At 33.0% G+C, this 24,391-nt stretch carries 17 protein-coding genes and 1 pseudogene; 10 read left to right on the forward strand and 8 right to left on the reverse strand.

From position 1 onward, the window contains the following. The first annotated feature begins 1,183 nt into the window (after positions 1-1,183). Together cysK and F6K40_RS18390 are read left to right on the forward strand one after the other, a co-directional pair. The gene (gene cysK, locus F6K40_RS18385) at positions 1,184-2,146 is read left to right on the forward strand and encodes a cysteine synthase A (protein WP_293138365.1); all 963 of its coding nucleotides are present in this window, start codon (positions 1,184-1,186) and stop codon (positions 2,144-2,146) included. A 267-nt stretch (positions 2,147-2,413) separates the two neighbouring features. After that, on the forward strand, positions 2,414-3,082 hold the full coding sequence (locus F6K40_RS18390; RefSeq protein WP_293138367.1) for a J domain-containing protein: 669 nt from the start codon (positions 2,414-2,416) through the stop codon (positions 3,080-3,082). A 945-nt stretch (positions 3,083-4,027) separates the two neighbouring features. On the opposite strand, the gene F6K40_RS18395 is transcribed toward F6K40_RS18390, so the two are convergent. Continuing rightward, entirely contained in the window at positions 4,028-5,527 is a 1,500-nt protein-coding gene (locus F6K40_RS18395; protein WP_293138369.1) for a mechanosensitive ion channel domain-containing protein, read from the reverse strand. Positions 5,528-7,016: 1,489 nt separating this feature from the next. Beyond that, complete coding sequence (locus tag F6K40_RS18400; RefSeq protein WP_293138371.1) at positions 7,017-8,255, reverse strand: vWA domain-containing protein; 1,239 nt, start codon at positions 8,253-8,255, stop codon at positions 7,017-7,019. Positions 8,256-9,339: 1,084 nt separating this feature from the next. On the opposite strand from F6K40_RS18400, the gene F6K40_RS18405 reads away from it, so the two are divergent. The 6 genes from F6K40_RS18405 (at position 9,340) to F6K40_RS18430 (ending at position 16,337) form a co-directional block, all read left to right on the forward strand. Further along, entirely contained in the window at positions 9,340-10,029 is a 690-nt protein-coding gene (locus tag F6K40_RS18405; RefSeq protein ID WP_293138373.1) for an ATP-dependent Clp protease proteolytic subunit, read from the forward strand. A gap of 377 nt (positions 10,030-10,406) precedes the next feature. Beyond that, positions 10,407-10,997, forward strand: a complete 591-nt coding sequence (locus F6K40_RS18410; RefSeq protein WP_293138375.1) for an ATP-dependent Clp protease proteolytic subunit — start codon at positions 10,407-10,409, stop codon at positions 10,995-10,997. A gap of 406 nt (positions 10,998-11,403) precedes the next feature. Then, the gene (locus F6K40_RS18415; protein ID WP_293138377.1) at positions 11,404-12,720 is read left to right on the forward strand and encodes an RNA-guided endonuclease InsQ/TnpB family protein; all 1,317 of its coding nucleotides are present in this window, start codon (positions 11,404-11,406) and stop codon (positions 12,718-12,720) included. 150 nt (positions 12,721-12,870) lie between these two features. After that, entirely contained in the window at positions 12,871-13,512 is a 642-nt protein-coding gene (locus F6K40_RS18420) for a J domain-containing protein (RefSeq protein WP_293138397.1), read from the forward strand. A gap of 240 nt (positions 13,513-13,752) precedes the next feature. Then, positions 13,753-15,000, forward strand: coding sequence for an FkbM family methyltransferase (locus F6K40_RS18425; protein ID WP_293138379.1), 1,248 nt, complete (start codon positions 13,753-13,755; stop codon positions 14,998-15,000). Positions 15,001-15,392: 392 nt separating this feature from the next. Further along, positions 15,393-16,337, forward strand: a complete 945-nt coding sequence (locus F6K40_RS18430; protein ID WP_293138381.1) for a calcium/sodium antiporter — start codon at positions 15,393-15,395, stop codon at positions 16,335-16,337. Positions 16,338-16,807: 470 nt separating this feature from the next. On the opposite strand, the gene F6K40_RS18435 is transcribed toward F6K40_RS18430, so the two are convergent. The 6 genes from F6K40_RS18435 to ychF form a co-directional block, all read right to left on the reverse strand. Next, on the reverse strand, positions 16,808-16,969 hold the full coding sequence (locus F6K40_RS18435) for a hypothetical protein (RefSeq protein WP_365671921.1): 162 nt from the start codon (positions 16,967-16,969) through the stop codon (positions 16,808-16,810). Between the two features lie 175 nt (positions 16,970-17,144). After that, on the reverse strand, positions 17,145-17,450 hold the full coding sequence (locus F6K40_RS18440) for a hypothetical protein (RefSeq protein ID WP_293138383.1): 306 nt from the start codon (positions 17,448-17,450) through the stop codon (positions 17,145-17,147). Between the two features lie 362 nt (positions 17,451-17,812). Further along, positions 17,813-18,016, reverse strand: coding sequence for a hypothetical protein (locus F6K40_RS18445; protein ID WP_293138385.1), 204 nt, complete (start codon positions 18,014-18,016; stop codon positions 17,813-17,815). Positions 18,017-18,263: 247 nt separating this feature from the next. After that, on the reverse strand, positions 18,264-19,670 hold the full coding sequence (locus tag F6K40_RS18450; protein ID WP_293138387.1) for an adenylate/guanylate cyclase domain-containing protein: 1,407 nt from the start codon (positions 19,668-19,670) through the stop codon (positions 18,264-18,266). Positions 19,671-21,159: 1,489 nt separating this feature from the next. Beyond that, complete coding sequence (locus F6K40_RS18455) at positions 21,160-21,525, reverse strand: phage holin family protein (protein WP_293138389.1); 366 nt, start codon at positions 21,523-21,525, stop codon at positions 21,160-21,162. A 294-nt stretch (positions 21,526-21,819) separates the two neighbouring features. After that, a complete protein-coding gene (ychF, locus tag F6K40_RS18460; protein ID WP_293138391.1) occupies positions 21,820-22,911 on the reverse strand; it encodes a redox-regulated ATPase YchF in 1,092 nt (363 codons plus the stop codon). A gap of 291 nt (positions 22,912-23,202) precedes the next feature. On the opposite strand from ychF, the gene F6K40_RS18465 reads away from it, so the two are divergent. Together F6K40_RS18465 and F6K40_RS18470 are read left to right on the forward strand one after the other, a co-directional pair. Then, complete coding sequence (locus F6K40_RS18465; protein WP_293138393.1) at positions 23,203-23,706, forward strand: hypothetical protein; 504 nt, start codon at positions 23,203-23,205, stop codon at positions 23,704-23,706. Between the two features lie 101 nt (positions 23,707-23,807). Beyond that, positions 23,808-24,391 (forward strand): annotated as a pseudogene (locus F6K40_RS18470) (ParA family protein); the annotation flags it as partial.

Raw genomic sequence — 24,391 nt, forward strand, 5'->3', positions numbered from 1 at the left:
GATCAATATATTATTCAAACCAAAGATTGATCTTAGTAACTGAATTTTTTTGCTTAAGTTATATACAGTTAAATATGCTATTTGGTAGAAGTTAACACTCAGAAGTTGAACAACTGAAATAGAAATAATTTTAAGTTTATCCTAGCTATTATTCGATTATTGAAAATTTATGGTAGTAGTGTAGAAGTAATAATGTTCGCTCTCAAAATTTAAGTAGTTGCTAAACACTGTTTCCTGAAAACCTGTTAATTAGTAGTATTTTTTTGACCAGTTAAGTCCTGCCTTTCTCTACAAGAAATCACTACATATACATAACTACGAAGTTTATTTTATTTAGGATTACCACAGCTACAGATAATTCTAAAATTTAGGTTTTTTTTGTTGATAAGGTATAAAGTTTTAGGAACTTAGGGAATATGGGGGAGAGAAAAGAAGTTAATATTAAACTGTACCTTAACACCCTAAAAATTGGTATGATGAAAAATTTAAGCATCTTATCTAATTAGAGTGGTTTAAAAGTGTGAATAATTTAATGTATTGGTTTTAATAAAAAAATTATACTAATGAGTAGTTGTGCAAAATTAATTACACATATTTAGCAATAGGAATATATACTAAAAAAGCCAAATAAATATTGATGAGATTATGAGATTTATTAGAGATTTCAATCCAGAAATTAGAAAGTTTTGAGAAAGAATGACACCGAACAGCTTACTTAAATATCTCAAAAAAGTGATTGATAATTTAGGAACAAAATAGGTAATTAATTTTGCTTATGCACTTAGTATATTATTTATTGTATTTAAAATTAACTTAATAGCAACGGCAAGATAGATCATCTTAGAAAGATAAAGAAAAAGCAAAGATGTATTGATTGGTCAAAATCAGTACATAATTTCTCTCTAAACTAAAGCAATCATAACTAGATATTGGGTTTCTATCGAAAAATTATACCTAAGTCTCTCAAGAGTGATTTGGACTATAAAGGCAATTAAGCTTATGGTTGAGGTCTGAATACTTACGATTAAGTAATAATTTTCTATCATGTTACACCAATTTGAATAATTCCTGCAAAGTACAAGACTTTTTGAGAAAGACTTGTAGGATCTTATTTGTCATATTCCTTTTTCAAATAAGTATTATTCGTAGAACCCTAAACCTTAAGATTAGTGATAAATATATCATGCGTATTGCTCATAATATTACAGAATTAGTAGGCCGTACTCCCCTAGTACAATTAAATCGTATTCCTCAAACAGAAGGTTGTTTAGCCAAAATAGTAGTAAAGCTAGAAGGCATGAACCCTGCTGCTTCAGTTAAAGATCGTATTGGTGTAAATATGATTAATGTAGCGGAGCGCGAAGGTTTAATTGGACCAGGAAAAACAACTTTGGTTGAACCAACTTCTGGAAATACAGGTATTGCTTTGGCAATGGTAGCTGCTGCTAGGGGTTACAAGTTAATTTTGACCATGCCAGAAACAATGAGTATGGAGCGTCGTGCTATGTTACGCGCTTATGGAGCAGAGTTAGTGTTAACTCCAGGTAGTGACGGTATGAAAGGTGCTATTTCCAAAGCACAAGAACTTGTGGATTCAACTCCTAAAACATATTATATGTTACAGCAATTTCAGAATCCAGCTAATCCAGAAATTCATAGCAAGACTACGGCGCTAGAAATATGGGAAGATACAGATGGTAAGGTGGATATTCTGGTGGCTGGCGTTGGTACTGGTGGGACAGTTACCGGGGTGGCAGAGACTATTAAGGCAAGAAAGCCTGAGTTTCAAGCGATCGCTGTTGAACCTTCTAATAGTCCGGTATTGTCTGGTGGAAAACCAGGGCCACATAAAATTCAGGGAATAGGAGCTGGTTTTGTGCCAGATGTTTTGGATACGAAGATTATTGATGAGATAATTCAGGTTCCTGATAGTGAGGCGATCGCTTTTGGCCGTCGTATAGCGAAGGAAGAAGGTATTTTATCTGGTATTTCTACGGGAGCTGCTCTTTGTGCGGCGATCGAAGTGGGTAAGCGTCCAGAGAATGATGGGAAGTTAATTGTGATGATTCAGCCTAGTTTTGGGGAGCGTTATTTAAGTACCCCATTGTTTCAAGAAGCAGAACCAACTATGGCCACGGTAGGTTAGATACTTAGGGTTTGCTGAAAAATTCTTTTTAAGAGGTGGGGGAGTGGATAGGGACGTTATGTGTAACGTCCCTACAGAGTGGAAAATGTCTGTGGAGGCGATGGGTTGGGGACAAGTCGTAAGATTTGTCTAGATGGCAGTTTGAGAAGCAGAAAACCCAAGGCGTGAGTTTTGAGAATCTCCCGATCAATCAAAGATTATGTCGGGAGAGGATGTCAATGATAGTCGCTATATTTATTATTGTAGTTATTAAATAGAAATGGCTCAATGGTAACTTCCAACTATTATAAAACCTTAGATGTTAATCCCACTGCAACTCAGGGAGAAATTAGACAAGCATATCGTCGTTTAGTTAAATTATTTCACCCAGATACAAATACAGAAGTAGCAAACCATGAACGTATTATTAGTATTAATGAAGCTTATGAAGTATTAGGCGATCCTCAACGAAGGAAATCTTACGATCGCCAACTTAATCAGAATTATCAGAGATATAGAAATATTAGTCAAGATTACCAGAAGCATCATAAAAGAAGGCAAAATGTTGACGAAGATTTGCAAAAATGGATAAATAATGTCTACAAACCAGTTAACAAAATTATAATTCAAATACTAAAACCTCTAAAAAGTGAAATTGATGATTTAGCTGCAGATCCATTTGACGACGAATTACTTGAATCTTTTCAGGATTATTTAGAAACTTCTCGAAATCTACTTAAAAAAGCTCATAACTTATTTAATTCTCAGCCAAACCCATCTAATTTTGCTGGAGTAGCAGCTCATTTATATTATTGTTTAAATCAAGTTAGCGATGGAATAGAAGATTTAGAATTATTTACTCTAAATTACGATGATTCTTATCTACATACAGGTCAAGAACTATTTAGAATTGCTGATAGATTGCGTCAGGAAGCACAAGCAGCAATAAAACAATAAAATAAAAGGTCTAGCTGAAGTCATACCGTTTCATGGAAATCAAAAGTAAAAAGTAAGATTTTATAAGCTAAAAACTTTGACAATACAATCGTTTTAGGCAATGATTTTATATTTAAAGTTTGAAACTATTTGTGGCATTCTTAAAGTGAATTTGTATCAGAAGTTAAATTTGCAGCATAGACTAAATTTACAACTTTGAAAATTTCTTAATGGTAATGCTGACTGCTATATTTATAAGTTTTTATAAGTGATACAAATTATCGAAAGTAGGTAGAGAGATAATGCCTTTAAAATATATTCTTAAACTGACTTATAAATTTCTATTTTTACCATTACTAACGGGTGCATCTCATATTTGCCAAAATACTTTTTTCCTATTCCCAAATCTGCTGTTCCCAGTTAAGTGTTCCCTGTTCCCTATGCATCAATAAATTTTTGGCTTTCTTCTTGCATTGAGATGCACCCTTACTAACATTGACTTTTCTGATGATTGTACATCTATATATTAAGTTTCCATTTACTTTTTATAATTGATATAAAATTCTAGTAATGGGTGGAAGTTCTATGAAATAGACTTCTCCAAAAATAAAAAATAAAACCAATTATTATCCATAAATTATCAATAAATTATCAATTACTCCTACCTATTCCCTATTCCCTTTATCAATTCTCGAAAATACTCAAACTGACTTATAAATTTCTATTTTTACCATTCCTGAAATTGAATTTTCTTATGATTATACATCTATATATTAAGTCTCCAGTCACTTTTGATAATTGATATAAAATTCTAGTAATGGCTGGAAGTTATATGAAATAGACTTCACCAAAAATCAAAAATAAAACCAATTATTATCCATAAATTATCAATTACTCCTACCTATTCCCTGTTCCCTATTCCCTATTCCCTGTTCCCTGTTCCCTGTTCCCTGTTCCCTGTTCCATCTAAATACCAAAAAGAGTTTGAATCCTATTTCTAATTCGAGTCAAGGGAGTATCTTCAGAAGAACTCAAATCTAATAATCCTAACTCTCGTAATTCTTCTCTACGTTCATAAAGTTTTTGGGAAATATCAACAGCTAAACTTGGAGATTCTTCTAAGAACCTTTGTAAATCGTGTTGCTCTATTACAAATAAAATTGAATCTTCGACAGTCTTTACTGTAGCTGTACGAGGAGAACCTAACAATAAAGACATTTCTCCAAAAAATTCTCCTTCGTGGAGAGTGGCGATATACTTACAATTTTTTTCAGAAATAACTTCAACAGCACCGGAAAGAATAATATAAAAAGAATATCCCACATCATTTTCTTGACATACAATTTGTCCTTTAGGGAATAATTGTCTATAGCCATATTCTATTAATTGTCGGAGCTTTAAGTCGCTAAAACTTTCAAAATAAGTTACTCTCTTAAGTAAATCGCGTAAAGTCAAATTACTAAGAGATACTGGTGTTGATTTTTTACTTTTAGGTTGAATACTATTCTGTTTCTGCTCCGAAGAAATACCATCTGGCAAAAACACTTCACTTTCACTTGTATTGATAGTATTAATATTATTAAATAACCAACTTAAATCTTGTGGATTTTTTAACCATAAATCTCTCTGGGGAAAAGGGATAACTATATCTCGCTGATTAAATTCATGCTCAATCAAAAAATTTAAAGAACTTGTAATTGGATCGATATCTTGAGGATGATCGATCCAAACTAATAACTCAAAATCTAAAGAACTATCACCAAAACCTTTAAACCATACTTTAGGAGAAGGATTTTTTAATATATTTCTTTCAGTTCTAGCAACATCTAATAATGCTTCTGTTACTAACACCGGATCTGTACCATAAGCAACTCCAACCGGAATATGCAGACGACTTTTCGGATCTTTGTAACTCCAGTTAATAATATTATTTTCAACAAATTTAATGTTAGGTACAATTACAAATATACCATCAAGAGTACGCACAGTTGTAGATCGAATAGAGATACTTTCTACTGTACCTAATAAATTGTCTACCTCAATAAAATCTCCTACTTTAATTGGCTGTTCAAATAATAGGGTTAAACCACTGATAAAATTACTTGCAAGATTTTGCAGTCCAAAACCAATTCCTATTCCTAAAACACCAGCTAAAACAGTAAGAGTTCTTAAGTCTATACCTGCTCTTTGTAAAACAATTAAAATTCCTAAAGTTGCAATTATATAAATAATAACTGTGGCGATCGCTTCTTTACTACCTCGGTCTAAACCCATACGAGTTAGCAATAATCTTTTGATTCCTATTCCAATGGTACGGGAAATAATTAATACGACTACGCCTAATAGAATTAGTCTGACAATAGCACTTATAGAAAGATGATTATCTCCAATATAAAAAAGTGGATTTGTTAATGTTCTTGATAGGTTTTGAAACCATTGTTTCCCTTGTAAAATAATCCAATTCATACTTGTTTTGAAAATATTTTTACTTATACTAAATTTCGTGTATTCTGCCTACAGATTATTGAGATTAAGGAGTAGGGTTTTTAGGTATAATAGATTTTGGCTTAATGGTTACTAATTGTTAAAAATATTATGGAACCTTACTACTTATTAGTTAATAACTGAAGTTTTGAGAAAATGAGGAAATATAGCATTATTTCTAGGAATTGGTTTTACAGATAAAATTTTTCAGCTAACCACAATAAATGAAAATGTTTGTGCTTTTCCGCTAAGAAGAGATAAATGGAAAGATTTGATCGAGGAAAAACAAGCAGACATTTTTTTTGTGGAGGAGCTTCACAGGATGAAAGTTTTCTGGCATCCTTTCTGGGGAAAATTCCTAGATATTTGATTATCTCTGAGCTAGGAAATTTAGTTGAATAATAAGTCATGCTTAGGGGCGAGTAAACCACACTAACATTTATAATATCAGAATTTTTGAAAGGATGCAACTAAAAATCCTTTGACGCGCCGTTTTTTTAGGAGCTTTAGAAAATGCAAATGTTGGTGGTTTTCACTAAGCAGAGATAAATGGAAAGATTTGATCGAGGAAAAACAAGCAGACATTTTTTTTGTGGAGGAGCTTCACAGGATGAAAGTTTTCTGGCATCCTTTCTGGGGAAAATTCCTAGATATTTGATTATCTCTGAGCTAGGAAATTTAGTTGAATAATAAGTCATGCTTAGGGGCGAGTACACCCAACTAACATTTATAATATCAGAATTTTTGAAAGGATGCAACTAAAAATCCTTTGACGCGCCGTTTTTTTAGGAGCTTTAGAAAATGCAAATGTTGGTGGTTTTCACTAAGAAGAGATAAATGGAAAGATTCGATCAAGGAAAAACAAGCAGACATTTTTTTTGTGGAGGAGCTTCACAGGATGAAAGTTTTCTGACATCCTTTCTGGGGAAAATTCCTAGATATTTTATGATCTCTGAGCTAGGGAATTTAGTTGAATAATAAGTCATGCGTAGGGGCGAGTACACCCCACTAACATTTATAATATCAGAATTTTGGTGAGGATGCAACTAAAAATCCTTTGACGCGCCGTTTTTTTAGGAGCTTTAGAAAATGCAAATGTTGGTGGTTTTCACTAAGAAGAGATAAATGGAAAGATTCGATCAAGGAAAAACAAGCAGACATTTTTTTACGGGAGGAGCTTCACAGGATGAAAGCTTTCTGGCATCCTTTCTGGGGAAAATTCCTAGATATTTGATTATCTCTGAGCTAGGAAATTTAGTTGAATAATAAGTCATGCGTAGGGGCGAGTACACCCCACTAACATTTATAATATCAGAATTTTTGAAAGGATGCAACTGAAAATCCTTTGACGCGCGGTTTTTTAGGAGCTTTAGAAAATGAAAATGTTTGTGATTTGTAGTTATAGAAAATGAAGATATCTAGTTATTAACCAGGGAAAAATTCCCTGGCTAAAATAATAGGAAAGTATTCTCTATTTTAAAATTGTTTTAGAGACAATTCTTGTTTTTTTCCGGTCTGCTTCTGAAAGTTCTCCTCCATCTTGTAAGCGAGTAGCACTGGTTTGTAAAACAGTTGCCGCCCCTGTATCTCCCATTTGTAATGCCGTTTTAGCTGCTGTTTGTAACATTGTAGCTGCACCTGCTCTGTCGCCCTGTTGTAATTTTGTTTCAGCTATTTGAGTTTGCCTATATTTTGCTAAAGCTAAAATATGATTTTGTACTTGAGGGTCAATTTGAGGTTGGTATTTTTGCATAAAATTAGCTTCAACTAAAATCGATTCCGAAAGTAAACCTTCTTGACTTTGAGCAGGGTCATCATAACGAATTTGTAATTTAGCAATTGTTTGTTTTCCTTCTGGTAATTGCCCAATATAAATATTAACTAAAACGACTCTTTCGACATCTTTCATTAAATCTCCCAGTCTGACCATAAACTCATCACCCTCTTTTTGTACTGGCAATTCAATAGTATCTGGCGCCACTTGTGCAATAGGTTTAAGTTCTGCCAACCTAACTTTAGGCATTAAAGAAAATCGTAAATAAGAGTTAGTAAGTCCTACAGATTGAATCCGATTAAATAATTTTCCAAATTCTTCTATTGCCTGTTCTGGTTGTTGAATATAAGCAAGAGTTCCCCCTCCAGCATCAGCAATTTTTTCCAAAATATCTTGATTCCAATCATCACCAAATCCTAGAGAATTTAGAGTTAAATTATAGTCTGTTGCCAACTTTGCTAACTTGAGACAACGGTCATTATCTCCATGTTCATTTTCTCCATCAGTTAATATAAATGCCTGAGAAATAGAATCTTTTTGACCCTTACCTAACTCTTCTATTCCTAACTTTAAACCTTCATCAATAGCAGTACCACCAGACGCTCTTAACTTATTAATTTCACGCTTAATACTAGCAGAATCATTAATAATTTGATTACTAACAATTACTTTAGCACGATGATCAAAAGCAACAACCGAAAGGCGATCGCCTGACTTCAATTTCTCCACAAGTTGTCCTGCTGCTTGTTTGACTGTTTCTAGTGGTTTTCCTTCCATAGAACCACTGTGGTCTAAAATTAAACAGAGGTTTAATGGTACAGTCCTTTCTAATTCATCAGTTATAGCCGAAATAGATAAGGCCACTTGCCGTTGAGATGAAGATTGAGAGGCATCAATATTAGTATCGTTGAGAGCTGAATTTAGATTAACTTTCATAAATGTACTAGGAATTTTTCTACTACTTATTTAAATATATCTCCACAAATACAGGGAAAAATTTCGATATTTTTATCAAAAAACTAGGTTACTCAATCAGTTATCGGTTATCAGTATCTCTTTTATCCCTTTGCAAGATGAGAATTGAGACTTTATTTCTTGGTCAGCAGAAAATATCTTAACAATTTTATCTAAATTTTACTGTAACTATCTATGGATGAATTTGGTATAATTTTAGCAAAATATTTACTCAGACAAAAAAGCAATATACTCTGCCAATTATTTAGAGTCTGCTAAAAAAGTATTCTGTAAGGATAAAGGATAGGGAAGAATGAACAGTTTTCGTGTTAATTTAATCCCATTACTTGCCTAATTTATTTTCAAAAAATGTATTCGGAATTTTCCAATAAAAAAATATATGATTACTCTGAATTTAGTGAGTAGGGAAATTAGGCAGCAAAACAAATATGTCTACTTCAAAAATTGGATAATTTATTTTTTTGTATACCCTTAATGTGGGATATTATCAAATCTCTTAACTGCCAGTTAGTTAAAAAATTTGAGACTTCTTATTCCTCTTAATGGATCGAAAACTTAATTTGATTGAGTAAGTAGTATAATAAGAGTCAATAATAATAAAAATTTATAAATGCTCTGAGGATTTAGTAATTCTAACCCCTTGATTTATGAGATTAGTTGAGAGATTTATGATTCAGAAACATCATTTGACTATAGCAATCCTCAATAGGTTGTAACAATTCAAAAACTAGAAATAAACTCCAAAACTCTTACCCATTGCCCATTGTCCCAAACCTCCATGCCAAAAATAAAGCAGCATTTTTGCCACGAATATGCGGAGGATTGCTATATATTTTTATCAACTATTTAGTCAAAAAATCAAGTAATTGTAAATCAATCATGTTTATTTTTGCCTAATAATTATCGTAAAATCCACACCTAGACAGAAAAAGTTATTTTTGGTATAAATATCAAGGTTACATTATAAAGAAAGACTTGCTCAGATAAAATTACAACACGCTAATATAATAACAAGATAGTACAATCATTATTAGGAATTATAGTCATGGAATCACCAATCAAAGCAGTTCAAACAAGCACTTACTATGGAGACTCCTCTTTTCGCACGCCACCCCCTGACTTAGAATCTTTAATGTTAAAAGAGCGAATCGTTTATTTGGGATTACCATTATTTTCATCAGATGAAGTCAAAAGAAATGTCGGTATTGATGTTACCCAATTAATTATTGCTCAACTACTTTATTTACAATTTGATAATCCCGAAAAACCAATTTATTTTTATATCAATTCTACAGGCACTTCTTGGTATACAGGAGATGCAATTGGTTTTGAAACAGAAGCATTTGCTATTTGTGACACCATGAGTTATGTCAAACCACCAATTCATACAATATGTATTGGTCAAGCTATGGGTACAGCAGCAATGATTTTGTCTGCAGGCACAAAAGGATTTCGGGCAAGTTTACCTCATGCTACCATCGTTTTGAATCAAGCTAAAACAGGAGCAAGAGGTCAAGCAACAGATATTTCGATTAGAGCAAAAGAGGTTTTAGCTAATAAGACAACTTTTTTAAATATTCTGTCTAAAAATACAGGTCAATCAGTAGAAAAGATTGCTAAAGATACAGATAGAATGCTCTATATGACCCCAGAAATAGCTAAAGAATATGGTCTAATAGATCAAGTTTTGGCAAGTAGAAAAGAACTACCAAAACCTTTACCTGCTACTGTTTAAGTTATCAAGAAAATTAACAACTTTTGGTAAGTAGAAAATAATTATCAGGTAAGTATTCAGCTATCAATTTCATTATCTTGAAAGAAGGAATTGGTATCTTCGTGATTTAAAAGAATTAAAAGTATCGGTAAAAGCTGATTCTTGCTTCATTTTTTAAAAAGCTGAGAGCTGAGTGCTAATAGCTGAATTCTTACATTACCAGTACAATATATTAACTAGAAAATCAGGTCTCAAGACTCCCCTTTTAAGGGCATGAAAAAAATCAACTTCAGTATTTTCGTTCCCTATTCGGTGGAGGTACTGATAACTGATAACTGATAACTGATAACTGATAACTGAAGTAAGTCCTCAATAAAATCAAACGGAAAAAAAGTATTATGCCTATAGGTGTTCCAAGTGTTCCTTATCGTCTTCCTGGTAGTCAATATGAAAGGTGGATAGATATTTATACCCGTCTTGGTCAGGAAAGAATTGTTTTTCTTGGCCAAGAAGTCACAGATGCACTAGCTAATAGAATCGTAGCTTATATGTTGTATTTGGACTCTGACGATCCGAATAAACCTATTTATCTTTATATAAATTCTCCTGGTGGTTCTGTAACAGCAGGATTGGCAATTTACGATACTATGCAGTATATCAAAGCAGATATCATTACTATCTGTTTAGGTTTAGCAGCTTCAATGGGTTCATTTTTATTAGCTGCTGGAACTAAAGGTAAAAGACTAGCTTTACCTAACTCTAGAATTATGATTCACCAACCTATGGGAGGTACTCGTGGTCAAGCTACGGATATTGAGATTGAAGCTAAGGAAATTTTACGGGTTAGATCGGAATTAAATAATATGTTGGCAGAGTGTACAGGTCAATCTTTGGAAAAGATAGAAAAAGATACTGACCGTGATTATTATATGTCTGCTGAAGAAGCTAAAGAATATGGTCTAATTGACCAAGTAATTGAAGAACGTTAAAAGTTAAATGAAAGAAGTAGAAAGTAGGAAGGAGTAAAAAGGAAAAAGAAAGTTAGTTGAGGAAATAAATCACTACCGACTGAAGATAGCTAAGTTCAAAAAAATTGGTGGAAAGTTAAACTAAATGTCTCTATAAAAAAGAGAGAGAGAAATAAATCATTCCGGAAATTTTAACTGAACTGTCTTTCTTTTTTCCTCTTTCCTCTTCTTTCAAAGGAAGTTAGTTAAATTCAATATTTCCCAAACCAGACTTACTCAAAGAAACTATGTTTATCTAAATGTTGGTAGAAGACCCGCGCTCTCCATCCCCCCTAATCCCCCTTTGAAAGGGGGGAGGGGAGCGTCGGTGATTAATACCAAACCATGCTATAGTATAGTAACTAATATTAGTAACGGGTCGATAAAATTGAAAGCCAGGTACAAATACCGCATCTATCCAAACCATGTTCAAATAACTAAATTAAATCAACTATTTGGTTGTTGTAGATATGTTTGGAATCAAAGTTTAGCACATTGTAATCAATTATATGCCAATGGTCAAAAGAAACCAACTTACGTTGATTTAACTAAGCAATTCATTACTCAGGTCAAGCAAGAATTAGTTTGGTTAAAAGCAGTCGCATCTACTCCATTACAACAGTCTCTCAAGGATTTAGACCAAGCTTACAAAAACTTTTTTGATGGTTGCAAAGGTAAACGAAAAGGGATTAAGGTTAAGCCTCCAAAGTTTAAGTCTAAAAAATCTAGGCAATCTGCAAGATTTGTAGGTGATAATTACAAGATTGGTCAAGATAAAATTTACTTACCAAAAGTAGGTAATATTAAAATAGTTTGGTCTAGAGAACTACCTAATAAGCCTACCTCTTTGACAATAATCAAAGATTCAGCAAATCGTTATTTTGCTAGTTTTGTAGTAGATATAAATCCTGAGCCTTTACCTAAAACTAATAATTCAATAGGAATTGATTTGGGGATTTCGACTTTTGCAACCTTGAGTAATGGAGATAAAATTAATGCTCCAAAACCTCTCAAGCAAAACCTTAAGAAACTGGCTAAATTCCAGCGTAAATTTGCTCGTACTGAAAAAGGCAGCAAGCGTCGTGAGAGACGTAGATTAAGAGTAGCTAAACTTCATGCTAAAATTAAAGACATTCGCACAGATTTTCTGCACAAACTGTCAACTGATTTGGTCAAAAAAAACGACATTATTGTGTTAGAAGATTTGAATGTTTCTGGAATGGTTAAAAACCGCAAATTAGCTAAGGCAATCTCAGACTTAGGCTGGAGAGAATTTCGGACTTTAACTGAGGCTAAGTGTGACAAATATGGTAGAGAATTTAGGGTTATTGATAGATGGGAAGCTACAAGTCAAAAATGTTCTAATTGTGGTTTTAAAGGTGGCAAAAAAGAGCTGAACATTAGAGAATGGACTTGTTTAAATTGTGGTGCATTCCATGATAGAGATCTAAACGCTGCTATTAACATCTTAGAAATTGTTCAACCAAAAACCAAGGTTGAAATATTTGAAGAAACAGTAGAAGAGAATCCAGTGCCTCCTGCGGAGGAGCTACGCTATCAACTATCACTTTTCAATGAAGTCGCCGAGGGGCACTCGGAGACAATTAAACGGACACGGAGGAAGCGTCAGACTGGCAAGCCAGCATTTTTCAGTGAGGTGTCAACCCGTTCTGAGTCATTTGTTCAGCTTAGTCTGTTTGAATGATGGATGGGAATCCCGCGCTGTCTAGTAGAGCAGCGTCGGGAGGATGTCAACCCTGGGGTAAGTCACCGCAGAAATCAGGAAAAAGGGAAAGAAATTATTCCCGAAATTTTCACGAAACCTTCTGTCCTTTTCCCTCTTCTTTCAAAATCTATGAATATTGCAGATTATTATAGAAAATTAGAGCTAAATTTAGGAGCTAGTTTAGGAGAGGTAAAAGCTTCTTATCGACGACTAGCAAGAATGTATCACCCAGATGTTAACCCAAAAGATCGGCAAGCTAAAGATAAGTTTATTGCAGTGACGGAAGCTTACAAAATTTTGCTGAGGGTTGCTCCTACTCAAACTGAATTAGCATACAATTCTACTCCAACATCAACAACTAATAAAAAGTCAAAATCAGAAACTGTATCTTCACAAACTACAGCTCCAAAACAAACAAAAGTTAGGGTAACTCCCAAACAAAAACAAGATAAAAATCAATTCCACACCTCAGAGATAGAAAAGCAACTTAAACAAAATTATTATTTACAATTAAAACAGTTATTAAAATATAAGAGATATCCCCGGGCAGTTGCTATAGTAGAAGGTTTAGCTCAGAGAATGCCACAAGACTGGGAAGTCCGACAGTGGCAAGCGATCGCCTATCAACGTTGGGCACGTCACCTTATTAGTGAGAGAAAACTAGATAAGGCCAGAAACTATCTAAAGAAAGCACTCAAAACAGACCCCCAAAACCGCGCTCTCTCAGCGGAAGTAGAACATGATTTTCGTCAATTGGAAAAGATTTATTGATTATTTGTATTGTCAGTATAGAAGGGAACAGGGAACAGGGAACAGGGAATCAGGAATAGAGAATAGGGAATAGTTGGAAAAACATTTCTTAGTCTAAGATTAATATCAGTCTATGTCCTAACCAATTCTTTCTTCGTTAGGAACATAAAATATAAAACAGATTCAGTGGTTAATGTGGTATAACTGACAAGGTAAATATTTTTTGCTTATTTCCTATTATATTCCCTATTCCCTAAAATTATGACAGACATAAATCAAGAATTCCAAACAGCTCTCAAATTCCAAAAAGAAGGAAAGTTACAAGAAGCAGAATCAATATATATAAAGATACTAAAATCTGATAGTAATCATGTAGCTTCCCTAATTAACCTTGGTTTAATAGAGCAAGGCAAAGGCAAATTAGATGAAGCAACTCAATATTATAAATATGCTTTTTCCCTAGATTCAAATAATATATCCCTACTGTATCTTTTAGCCAGAATTACACAAGAGCTAAACCAATTAAATGAAGCTATTACCTACTGGCAAAAATTAGTAGAACTTAAACCAGATTCAGCTTTAGAATTTTATGGCAATATTGGTAATAGTTTAGTACAACAAGGTAGATTTGATGAAGCACTAAATTATTTTCGTCGCGCTCTAGAAATATCACCTAAGAGTTTTCAAGCTCATCAAGCGATCGGTAATTTGCTGATTAGACAAGATAAACTTTTGGAAGCTAAATCAGAATTTAGCAAAGCATTAGAAATTAATCCAAATTATCAAACAGCAAAAGTTTGGTTGACTTTAGTTGATAGGTTACTCAAGGGAGATAATTTAGTTACATTCAATTATCAAAATACTCCTATAACATTTGAAATAACAGGTAAAAATCTAGCGGTAGAAATTGCTAATGTTGGTGGAAATTTTTATGAAGTAGCTGAGTTAGAATTTATCCAGCAGAATCTCAAATCATCAAATCCAGTTATAGTTGATGTTGGAGCAAATACAGGGAATCATTTAGTCTATTTTGCTAAATTTATGCAGGCAGCAAAAGTCATTCCTATAGAATTTCATCCAGATATTATTGCAGCGTTGAACAGACACATCTCAATTAATCAAGTTAGTAATATTGATTTATCTAAATTAGGTTATGCTATTGGCAAAAATCGTGGTACATCTTTTATAAAAGAACATCCTGCTAAAGATTTCTGTTTAACAGAAATTGATGATAATATTATCAATGGTACAGAGGTAGAAGTTATGACTTTAGATGAATTAATTAAAGAAAAAGTAGACTTCATCAAAGTTGATGTACAAGGTACAGAAATAGAAGCTTTGGCAGGAGCAAAAAATTTGATATCTAGTTATCAACCTGATATGTTAGTTGAAGTTGCCAAAAATCATATTAAGGAGTTTCGTAAATTTTTAGAAGCAGTCAGGTATCAAAATATTAAGGCATTTGATCGTGGAAGATATGTTAACTTCTATATTCAACATACTAACTAAAACTAAAATTTAGATTTGCTCGAAATATATAAGACCTCTTGCAAAAGTTTTAATTAAATCAATTTCAAGATATGAAATCAACAATTTCATTCCCTCCATACCTATTCCTTATTCCCTGACTTCTACAAAAAGTCTATAGTAGTCAAAGTATATAATATCTATATCTGGCTTCTATAGAAAATATCGGGTCAAAAGTAATAGGCAAAATGATGTAAAATTTCCGATCTATTTTTTGATTTGTAAAAGATCATTTAAAATAGCTATATATGAGAAAATCACACAAAAATCACAGCTATAATGTGCTTTGTGTTTTTCTCAAATTTACTATTTCTTGATTATCCTCTAATCTTGACTTTGCTTAAAATATGTCAATGTAGACAATAAATAAACTAATGCAAGACTTAATTTTTTGGCTAATAATATTTATAGTTAGCTTGTTCGTTCTAATCAAAGCTTCTGACTTCTTTACAGATGCAGCAGAAAAAATAGGTATATCATTAGGAATTTCTCCTTTTTTAGTAGGAGTAACAATAGTATCAGTAGGTACATCTTTACCAGAATTAGTATCATCGATTATAGCAGTATATCAAAACTCCTCGGAAATTGTTTTTGGTAATGTTATAGGTTCTAATATTGCTAATATTTTCTTGATCATTGGTACCGCATCATTGATCAGCAGTCCTTTAAGAATACAATATGAACTAATTAATGTAGATTTACCACTATTTGTTGGTTCTGCTTTTTTATTAAGTTTAACAGTTTTAGATAATAATTTTTCTATAAGTGAAGCTATTATCTGTATTTTGGGATATGTTGTTTACGTTTTGTATACAATTAGTAGTGGTAAAGAAGAACAGGATTCACAAGAAACCAATAGTTCACAAAAAAGTTTCCCACTCAAACAAATAGCAATTGTGATTGTTAGTTCATTATTTGTATTTTTGGGTGCTACTTATACAATTGAATCTGTTACTAAAATCTCCGAAATCTTGGAAATTGCTAAAGGGTTAATTGCTTTAAGTGCAGTCGCCCTTGGTACATCATTACCAGAACTAATAGTTACCATTTCTGCTGCTAGAAAAGGAAACCCAGAAATAGCAGTAGGAAATGTTTTGGGTTCTAATATTTTTAACTCATTAATGGTAATGGGAATACCAAGATTGATAGGTAACTTAGAAATTCCTGATGATGTTATTGGTAGTGGGTTATTAGTTTTATTAGTGGGAACAATTTTATTCTTTTTTGTCACTCAAGATAAGCAGGTAACTCGTTGGGAAGGATTAATATTTTTCATATTTTATGGGTGGTTTATTGGCAACATCTTTGGGTTGGTTTGATAACTTAATAACGATAACTCCTAACATAACCATTAGAGAGAAAAGAGGGAGTAGGGGGCAGGGAGAAATCATCAATTATTCCACACTCCCCGACTCCCTCACTTCCCTACTTCCTAAATAGCTGCAAAAAGTTAGGATAAAAGACAGAATAATTGCAGAAAAATTACTCTGACTTTCATATCCGACTACCTCCTCTATAATTTTCCGTTTCTCCGAACTCCTCCCGACTCCCTAATTATTTGTGATTTGAATCTCCCCCACTTCCCTACTTCCTAAATAGCTGCAAAAAGTTAGGATAAAAGACAGAATAATTGCAGAAAAATTACTCTGAAAAAATATCCGACTACCTCCTCTATAATTTTCCGTTCCTCCTAACTTCTCCCTACTTCCTAATTATTTGTGATTTCCATCTCCCCCACTTCCCGACTCCCCTACTCTCCTACTCCCTGAAAAGACTTTTTCAACAAACCTTAAATAGTCACTGGAGAATCAACATAAATATTTGGTTCTTGCATATTAAACTCTATGCCAAATTTTTTCAGTTCCTTAGAAAAATTCTGATTTACAACTTCCAGAAGTTGCTTCCTTAGTTGAATAGAATTTTCACTAGAACCAAAAATAAAAAATGTCATTCTTGCACGACTTTTAAAAGAGGAGACTTGATACCTCGTTTTTTAGTCAAAAATATTCATTCTTTAAATTAAACAACATTAATCTGGAATTTGCTGAATTGACTGATACTATTGATTATCCATTAATTATGCTTGGTGAAAACTAATTTGTACTTTAGTCTTTTTCCCGAATTTTCTAACACTTAAAATTTAGTAGCAAATATCTTTTTGAGAATTTATTTGAAGATATAATAATCTTATATGCTTCGGGAATTTCTGTAGATACTATTTTTCCTATTAGTTTAGGCAATTTACGAATTCCCAGAATTGCAACTATTGCTATTACTCCTATTGCAAGTAAGCGCAAAATGCTACTAACATCTGTAACTATCTCTTTGGGAAAATTAAAATAATCTAGCATAGATAATTTGACTTCAATATTAACCTCTAATGTTTTGATTAGTGATACTCTAAAATTTACAAAAATATTTAGCTTTAACATAGCGATCGCTCCAATCAGATTGCCAATTCAAGAATAAGATAGCGACCGCTAAATAGAACATACTTTTATCGTTTAAGCAGTCTAATAAATATTGATTTTATTAACATTGCACAATCAGGAATCATGAAATCTGAAGCATAGATATTTTTGGATAATTCTTGGCATTGGTAAATCCAAAGATGAAACTTTAAGAGTAATCTGTTTCTAATACCTCTAAATATTTAACTAGAGTAAGTGATGGATATTACCCTTATTAGAAAATCATTCCATCAATTACCAACACCTAATTCTTTGCTCAATATATGTATAGATGAAAATCTATGATCATTCTTTAATATGCAATCCCATTTTATTTATCTTTCTTACTGAGGAAGATCGGGAATAATCCATTTAGGAGGAGCAATTCTTTTTTTCTTCACTGCTTCTTCAGCCATTTCTAACATTTTATCTAAGGAAGTATTATCAATAAACTTTGATGTTTCCTCTACATATTCTTTGTTAGGACAGCGATCGCTTGAAACGCAGCCATTTACACAAGCTTCTGCACAATTTATAGTATTTTCCATACAATTTTCCTCTGTTAATTTAGTAATTTTATACTAGACAACTTTTTTTAGTTATCCAGTTCAGAACTTAATCATTATTTGATTAACTCTACCATATTTGTATTTAATCTTCAATTTTTTTTGCTTCAGTAATAAACATCTTCAATAAGAAAAAAAATTAATTATCCCACATAAATTATCAATTATTTCCCCTTACTCCCGTACGGGCGATTTCCGTTTGTCATGCTCCTAATTACGGGAATCGCCCCTACCTCCTACCAAGTAAAAAATAAGTATTCATCTCCCCTTTACCCTTAATCATAATAGTTCGTTTTGGCTCGAATATATATTTACCTTTTAAATAATCGTAAGTTGATTCTGTAACTTGAATTTTATCAGGTTCACCGTGAGATTCCATGCGACTCGCAGTATTAACTGCATCACCCCAGAGGTCATAAATAAACTTTTTCCTACCAATAACACCAGCAATAACAGGACCAGTATTAATGCCAATTCTCATACTAAGCTGCATATTATTTTTTTGATTAAAATCGGCAATTGCTGTCTGCATATCCAAAGCCATTTCAGCAATTGCCTCAACATGATCTACCCTTGGTTCTGGTAAACCTCCAACCACCATATAAGCATCTCCAATAGTTTTAATTTTTTCCAAATAATATTTATCAGTTAACTCATCAAAGCAAGAAAATATTTGATTTAGCAAATCAACTAATTGTGGAGGATTAATATTTTCTGATAGCTCAGTAAACCCTACTAAATCTGCAAATAAAATAGTAACTTCTTCAAAATAATCAGCAATATTTTCCTTCCCTTCCTTTAATTTTTCTGCAATTGACTGAGGCAAAATATTTAACAACAGTCGTTCTGATTTTTCTTGTTCAGCTAATAAGATTTTTTCTGCTTGTTTGCGTCGATCAATTTCTGTGGAGACTCGCTCAAACATTTGATTAAAAGCAATCATTACTTCTCCCAGTTCATCTTGACGCTGAATAGAAACAGAATAAAATTTTACCTTATTTCCGTTTTTACCTAAAGCTTCTCCAGCAGCAATTAAGTCATCTCTTAGCTTCAAAATAGGATGAATTAATTTAACTCCTAATACTGCCATTGTCACCAAGGTAACGAAAGCAGATATCAGTATTACAAGCAGTGTTATTCTACCAATAAAAGCATATAATTCTGGTTGAATTTTAGAAGCATCGTGACGGGCAATTAATGTGTAATTAATTCCCAAATAATTTGCGGATAATGCCACATCATATCGTTTACCATCTCGACTTCTAACACGGAGAATATCTTTGTCCCCAATATCGGAAAAATCTATTTCTGGAACTTCACCAATAGTTTCAATTAATTCTCCTTGAGAATCATAAATTTTGACTCCCAAAATTACAGAATCTTCCGTTAATGTTTTTACCTTGATCTGAAAGGTATCATCAGATTTCATACTGGTTTCAGTTAAACGTACAATAGAATTAAAAATTGCTCCAGAAACATCTTCTAATTGGTGAAGTAGTTCCTCTTCTCGCCGATAATAAGATGGAATTAAAATTAAAGTCTCAATTACTACAATACTGGCAAATACCCACAAGACTATTTGTCGGGATAAACGCGCTCTCAAAGGAGAAAATAATCTTGAAATTTTAGGAACCATATAAAATTTATTTGTTGGGAAATTTACTAAAAGCTCGCACAGCTTACCCTCAAATAACACCCTTAAATATTAGTTACCAGTTATCAGTTATCAGTTATTAATTAGGGTTTGCTGAAAAAGTCTTTTAGTAGGGGTAGGAGACAGGAGATTCGAGACTCGAGACTGGAGAAATGGCTCGGGAGCGAGGAGGTACGAGTAAGAATTGTCTCAAGATTTTTGTGCCCAACTATGCGTCTAAAATACTAAATTTTTGAGTGTTTTAGACTGAAACAGGCGCACTTTTTAAAGGAAAAAAAAAGGCTAAAGTCTTTATATGTCAATGGTTTTATATTTATTCAGCAAGCCCTAATTATCAGTTCTGGGTTTAGTAGGAGGCAAGAAAATCCTATATCAGTTATCAGTTCTGGATTTAGTAGGAGGCAAGAAAATCCTAAATTACCTTATTAATCAGAGAGTCTGCTTTAATACCATTTTGAAAAAATAATTTTACGAATAATAAGGGTATATATAATAAAGACTTGAAAAGACTTGACAGGATATATCTCTTTGACTAAAAAGATGAGTTATGAACTAAGAAATGGCATCGAAGTTAACTACCAGGACAGAATTAATTTTGCATTTTTGATTGCTCTATCATAGAGCTATCAAGGGATAAAAACAAATTTATATACAAATAATTTTGTCTACTTACTTATTCATTACTTTAAGTCGCTAATTCGATGGCTACCTTACCGAAACAATTAAACAATTAAACAATTAAACAATTAAACAATTAAACAATTAAACAATTAAATAATTCAGGTTTAAAACCTCCCCAATAAAGGGGAAAAAAGCGGTTGTTTGCGGAGCAGTCCGTTAGGATGGGATGGATGGGTTACCGGCGCCATATCCAATCAACCAAGAGAAATAAACTTTTTCCTTTTAGTCAATCCTCTCCCTAAAAGGGAGAGGTAATTATCCATTATCCATTATCCATTATTGAACTGAGTCCTAAAACTCCTCCTCTAGCTATTTGTAGTAAACATTTATCAAATTAGAATAACTTCTGCTCAAAAAGTATGCATGAATTTTGGTAGTAGTCAGGAGTCAGAAATCAGGAATTAGAGAGAAGTTTTTTTCCTAACTAAGTAGGGATAATTCACACTCTTGTTTTAGCTCAAAAATTACATTATTAGGAATTTCATACGCTAAAATCAGTAACCTTAAAAAATAAAACCGATATCCAGAAAAAAATTGACTAGATATCAGTTTTAAAGGTACATAAAAACACAAACTATGGATAATATAAACGTAAGTATTCAGCCGTCAGCTCTCAGCTATCAACTTTACTACTTTTAAAAGAGGAAAAAGTAATAAGCGAGATTTTAAAGAATTAAAAGTCTGGGTAAAAATCCATCAGTTAACCTTAAAAGTCTATGGAGCTACATTGTTCATTTTCATTGCTAAAAGCTGACTGCTAATAGCTGAATGCTTACATATAAACATTGGTTTAACTTACCACTACCCGATTAAGTAACTCATAAAGAAAAGAGTTAATAAAACCTAATGCCAAAGCACCAATTAATGCACTCCAAAATCCCCAACGTAGACGAAATCCACTTACAAACCAGGCAGCCAAACCAAAGATAGCCATATTCATAACTAGAGTAAAAAGAAAACCCGAAAGTACAATCTTAATAGGCAAAGCTAAAGCAACTAAGAACGGACGAACAAGAGCATTTAATAACCCAAAAACTGCCGAAGAAATCAAAGCAATATTAAAATCATCAATTTCTACTCCAGTAGGCAACTTGGAGATAATAAACAAACTAACAGCAGTAACAAACCAAAGAATCAAAAGTTCTACAATACTCATTTTTTTCTCCTTAATTAACTAGCTATCAGCTATCAGGTATTAGCTATCAGCTTTGAGCAGCTCTGGTTAAAACTCAGGGCTATTTCATTCTAGAATCAAGTTAAGATTTTAGTAGCTTTTAGAGATTAGTTAATATAACCTTTAATCCTGGAAAAAGCATACTTTTCTGAATCCACAAAAAGTCAGAAATTAGAACGGATATAGTCCTGGGTTAAAATCCCCTTTGCTAACTTTAAAAAAAATAATTTTGCTGACTGCTGACTGCTAAACGCTGACCGCTTCTTTGACAGAAATCTAAACATTAAATCGGAAGAGCATAACATCCCCTTCCTTAACAAGATAATCCTTACCTTCACTCCTCAACAAACCTTTTTCCTTAGCAGCAGTCATTGAACCAGTAGCTACTAAGTCCTCATAGGCAATTGTTTCTGCTCGAATAAAACCACGTTCAAAATCAGTATGAATTACACCAGCAGCTTGAGGAGCTAACATTCCAGCTTTAATCGTCCAAGCTTTAGTTTCTTTTTCTCCAGTAGTAAAATAAGTACGCAATCCCAACAATTCATAAGTTGCCTTAATTAGAGATTTTAACCCACCTTCTTCTACTCCTAGAGATTCTAAATAATCAGCTCTTTCCTCCTCTGGTAACTCAATTAATTCTGATTCTACCTGAGCTGAAATTATCACAACTTCAGCATTTTCTACAGCAGCAATATTGCGGACTTTTTCAACCCAATCATTCCCACTCGCTAAGTCATCTTCTGAGACATTAGCAGCATAAATTATGGGTTTGGAAGTTAATAGATTTAAAGGCTTAATTAGCAAAGATTCGTCTTCATTTAAACCAGCCATTCTCACCGACTTACCTTCGTTTAAAACAGCCTCTAATTTTTCTAAAACTTCTAATTCTGCCTGAGCTTCTTTACTGGTACGAGCTTGTTTTTTAGTTCGTTCAATTCGTCGTTCTACCTGAGCTAGATCGGATAAAGCTAATTCTAAATTAATTACCTCAATATCTCGCACTGGATCGACGGAACCAGAGACATGAATAATATCCTCACTATCAAAACAACGAACTACTTGAACAATGGCATCAACTTCTCGAATATTAGATAAAAATTGATTACCTAAACCTTCTCCTTTACTTGCACCTTTTACTAATCCAGCAATATCAACAAATTCAATTCTAGTAGGAACAGTTTGGACAGAATTAGAAATTTTAGTTAGTACATTTAACCGCTCATCTGGCACCGATACCACACCAACATTGGGTTCAATTGTGCAAAATGGGAAGTTAGCAGCTTCCGCCTTAGCATTAGCAACTAAAGCATTAAATAAGGTAGATTTTCCGACGTTGGGTAGTCCGACAATTCCAGCTCTGAGCATAAATTTAAGTCAAAAATCAAAATTTAAAAGTTAAAAATTACAATTGCCTATGTACATAGGATAGCAGAAGGAAAAAAGAACCTTGATTCCTAAATTACTAAAGTTATCTAAATCAGTCTAATGAAAGAATTATTTTACTTCTCTTGTTATTAAAGAATATATTTTCAAAAATATATTCATAGAAAAAGTGATAGATTAAATTTTGTTAAGTTAGTAGTTTTTAGCTAGAAAATAAGTTAAAGTATTTTTTAATTGATAGTTAAACTTATAGAATAATAAAACTATTGTACAATGGTTAAAAAGAAAAACAAAAGAATTATCGGTACTACAGAAGCAGCATATTTATTGGGTATTTCCGGTCAACGTTTGCGAGTGTTATTATCTCAAGGTAGAGTCAAAGATGCTGAAAAGAAAAATGGTTTTTGGCAAATTCCTGCTTATGGGCGTCAAGGTAGTGAAATGCCAATTATTTTCCCTGGTAGAAGGGGTCCGAAAGGGAATTGGTGCAAAGAAAAGCGCAATGACCCTACAATGATTCATGTTAACCAGCATATCATTAAGGCAAATGCCAAGACTCCACTAAAGAAATTAAAGCCTGTAGTCTCTGTAAAGGATACTAACCGTAATGACTACGGTTATCAGCTAGAAATTAAAGGTCCTTGCCGAATAGTATATCATCCTCACGACCCTGCTAATTGTGGGGCACATTTGTGGATTGACACTTTTAGTCGAGTGCAATTTGTAGATATTAATTTTAATCCCATTACGGCCTGTCGAGCATACAAATATATATAGATATTATAGACGTAATTTTAAGTCGAGTAAATAAAATTTAGATTTTTTCCCGTCTCTGTCGTGCTAATCTGATAGTTAAACTTAACTACAATCAACGACAGATGGATAATGCTGTGAAAAATCAAGCCCTTGTAGATGCTTTGGCAAAAAATCTACCGAAGGACGCATCTGAAGCTCTAGTCAGTCAGATTTTTGCATCTGAATTATTCAATTTTTTAGGTTTTGAAGTAAATGAAAGAATACCTTCTTTTTCTACAGGAACTGGTACTCAAGCAGTCGATCATGCTCTGCGTCATAACACGGAAAATGACATATTTAATCAAACCAAAACTAATCCAGATGTGCTTGTAGAATTGAAAAAACGGAATCTTAATTTAGCTGCTGATTCGCCAGAATATAAAAAGACAGTTGTACAAATTAAACGGTATTTATTAGCAGAAAAATGTAAAGCAGCGAAGTGGGGAATAATTACCAATGCTAATCACATCCAATTATTTAGAAAGCATGGAAAAATTATTCATCCGGCGACAGTTTGTGTGGAAATTAATTCAGAAAATATTATCAACATCGCTACATTAATTAAAGAAAAAATTGATAAACCACGAAAAGCATTAACAGTAGCAGTTTATAACAATAAAGGCGGGGTAGGAAAAACAACTACTACTGTTAATACCGCAGCCACTTA

It is taken from the genome of Okeania sp. SIO3I5 (genome assembly GCF_010672085.1).
Classification (GTDB): Bacteria; Cyanobacteriota; Cyanobacteriia; order Cyanobacteriales; family Microcoleaceae; genus Trichodesmium.

Bases quoted from the DNA above. Each gene is read 5' to 3' on its own strand.
- F6K40_RS18395 (WP_293138369.1), bottom strand. From the start codon at position 5,527: ATGAATTGGATTATTTTACAAGGGAAACAATGGTTTCAAAACCTATCA.
- F6K40_RS18465 (WP_293138393.1), top strand. From the start codon at position 23,203: ATGGTTAAAAAGAAAAACAAAAGAATTATCGGTACTACAGAAGCAGCA.
- F6K40_RS18425 (WP_293138379.1), top strand. From the start codon at position 13,753: ATGACAGACATAAATCAAGAATTCCAAACAGCTCTCAAATTCCAAAAA.
- F6K40_RS18445 (WP_293138385.1), bottom strand. From the start codon at position 18,016: ATGGAAAATACTATAAATTGTGCAGAAGCTTGTGTAAATGGCTGCGTT.
- F6K40_RS18410 (WP_293138375.1), top strand. From the start codon at position 10,407: ATGCCTATAGGTGTTCCAAGTGTTCCTTATCGTCTTCCTGGTAGTCAA.
- F6K40_RS18440 (WP_293138383.1), bottom strand. From the start codon at position 17,450: ATGTTAAAGCTAAATATTTTTGTAAATTTTAGAGTATCACTAATCAAA.
- F6K40_RS18405 (WP_293138373.1), top strand. From the start codon at position 9,340: ATGGAATCACCAATCAAAGCAGTTCAAACAAGCACTTACTATGGAGAC.
- F6K40_RS18430 (WP_293138381.1), top strand. From the start codon at position 15,393: ATGCAAGACTTAATTTTTTGGCTAATAATATTTATAGTTAGCTTGTTC.
- F6K40_RS18435 (WP_365671921.1), bottom strand. From the start codon at position 16,969: ATGACATTTTTTATTTTTGGTTCTAGTGAAAATTCTATTCAACTAAGG.
- F6K40_RS18390 (WP_293138367.1), top strand. From the start codon at position 2,414: ATGGTAACTTCCAACTATTATAAAACCTTAGATGTTAATCCCACTGCA.
- ychF (WP_293138391.1), bottom strand. From the start codon at position 22,911: ATGCTCAGAGCTGGAATTGTCGGACTACCCAACGTCGGAAAATCTACC.
- F6K40_RS18455 (WP_293138389.1), bottom strand. From the start codon at position 21,525: ATGAGTATTGTAGAACTTTTGATTCTTTGGTTTGTTACTGCTGTTAGT.
- F6K40_RS18400 (WP_293138371.1), bottom strand. From the start codon at position 8,255: ATGAAAGTTAATCTAAATTCAGCTCTCAACGATACTAATATTGATGCC.
- cysK (WP_293138365.1), top strand. From the start codon at position 1,184: ATGCGTATTGCTCATAATATTACAGAATTAGTAGGCCGTACTCCCCTA.
- F6K40_RS18420 (WP_293138397.1), top strand. From the start codon at position 12,871: ATGAATATTGCAGATTATTATAGAAAATTAGAGCTAAATTTAGGAGCT.
- F6K40_RS18450 (WP_293138387.1), bottom strand. From the start codon at position 19,670: ATGGTTCCTAAAATTTCAAGATTATTTTCTCCTTTGAGAGCGCGTTTA.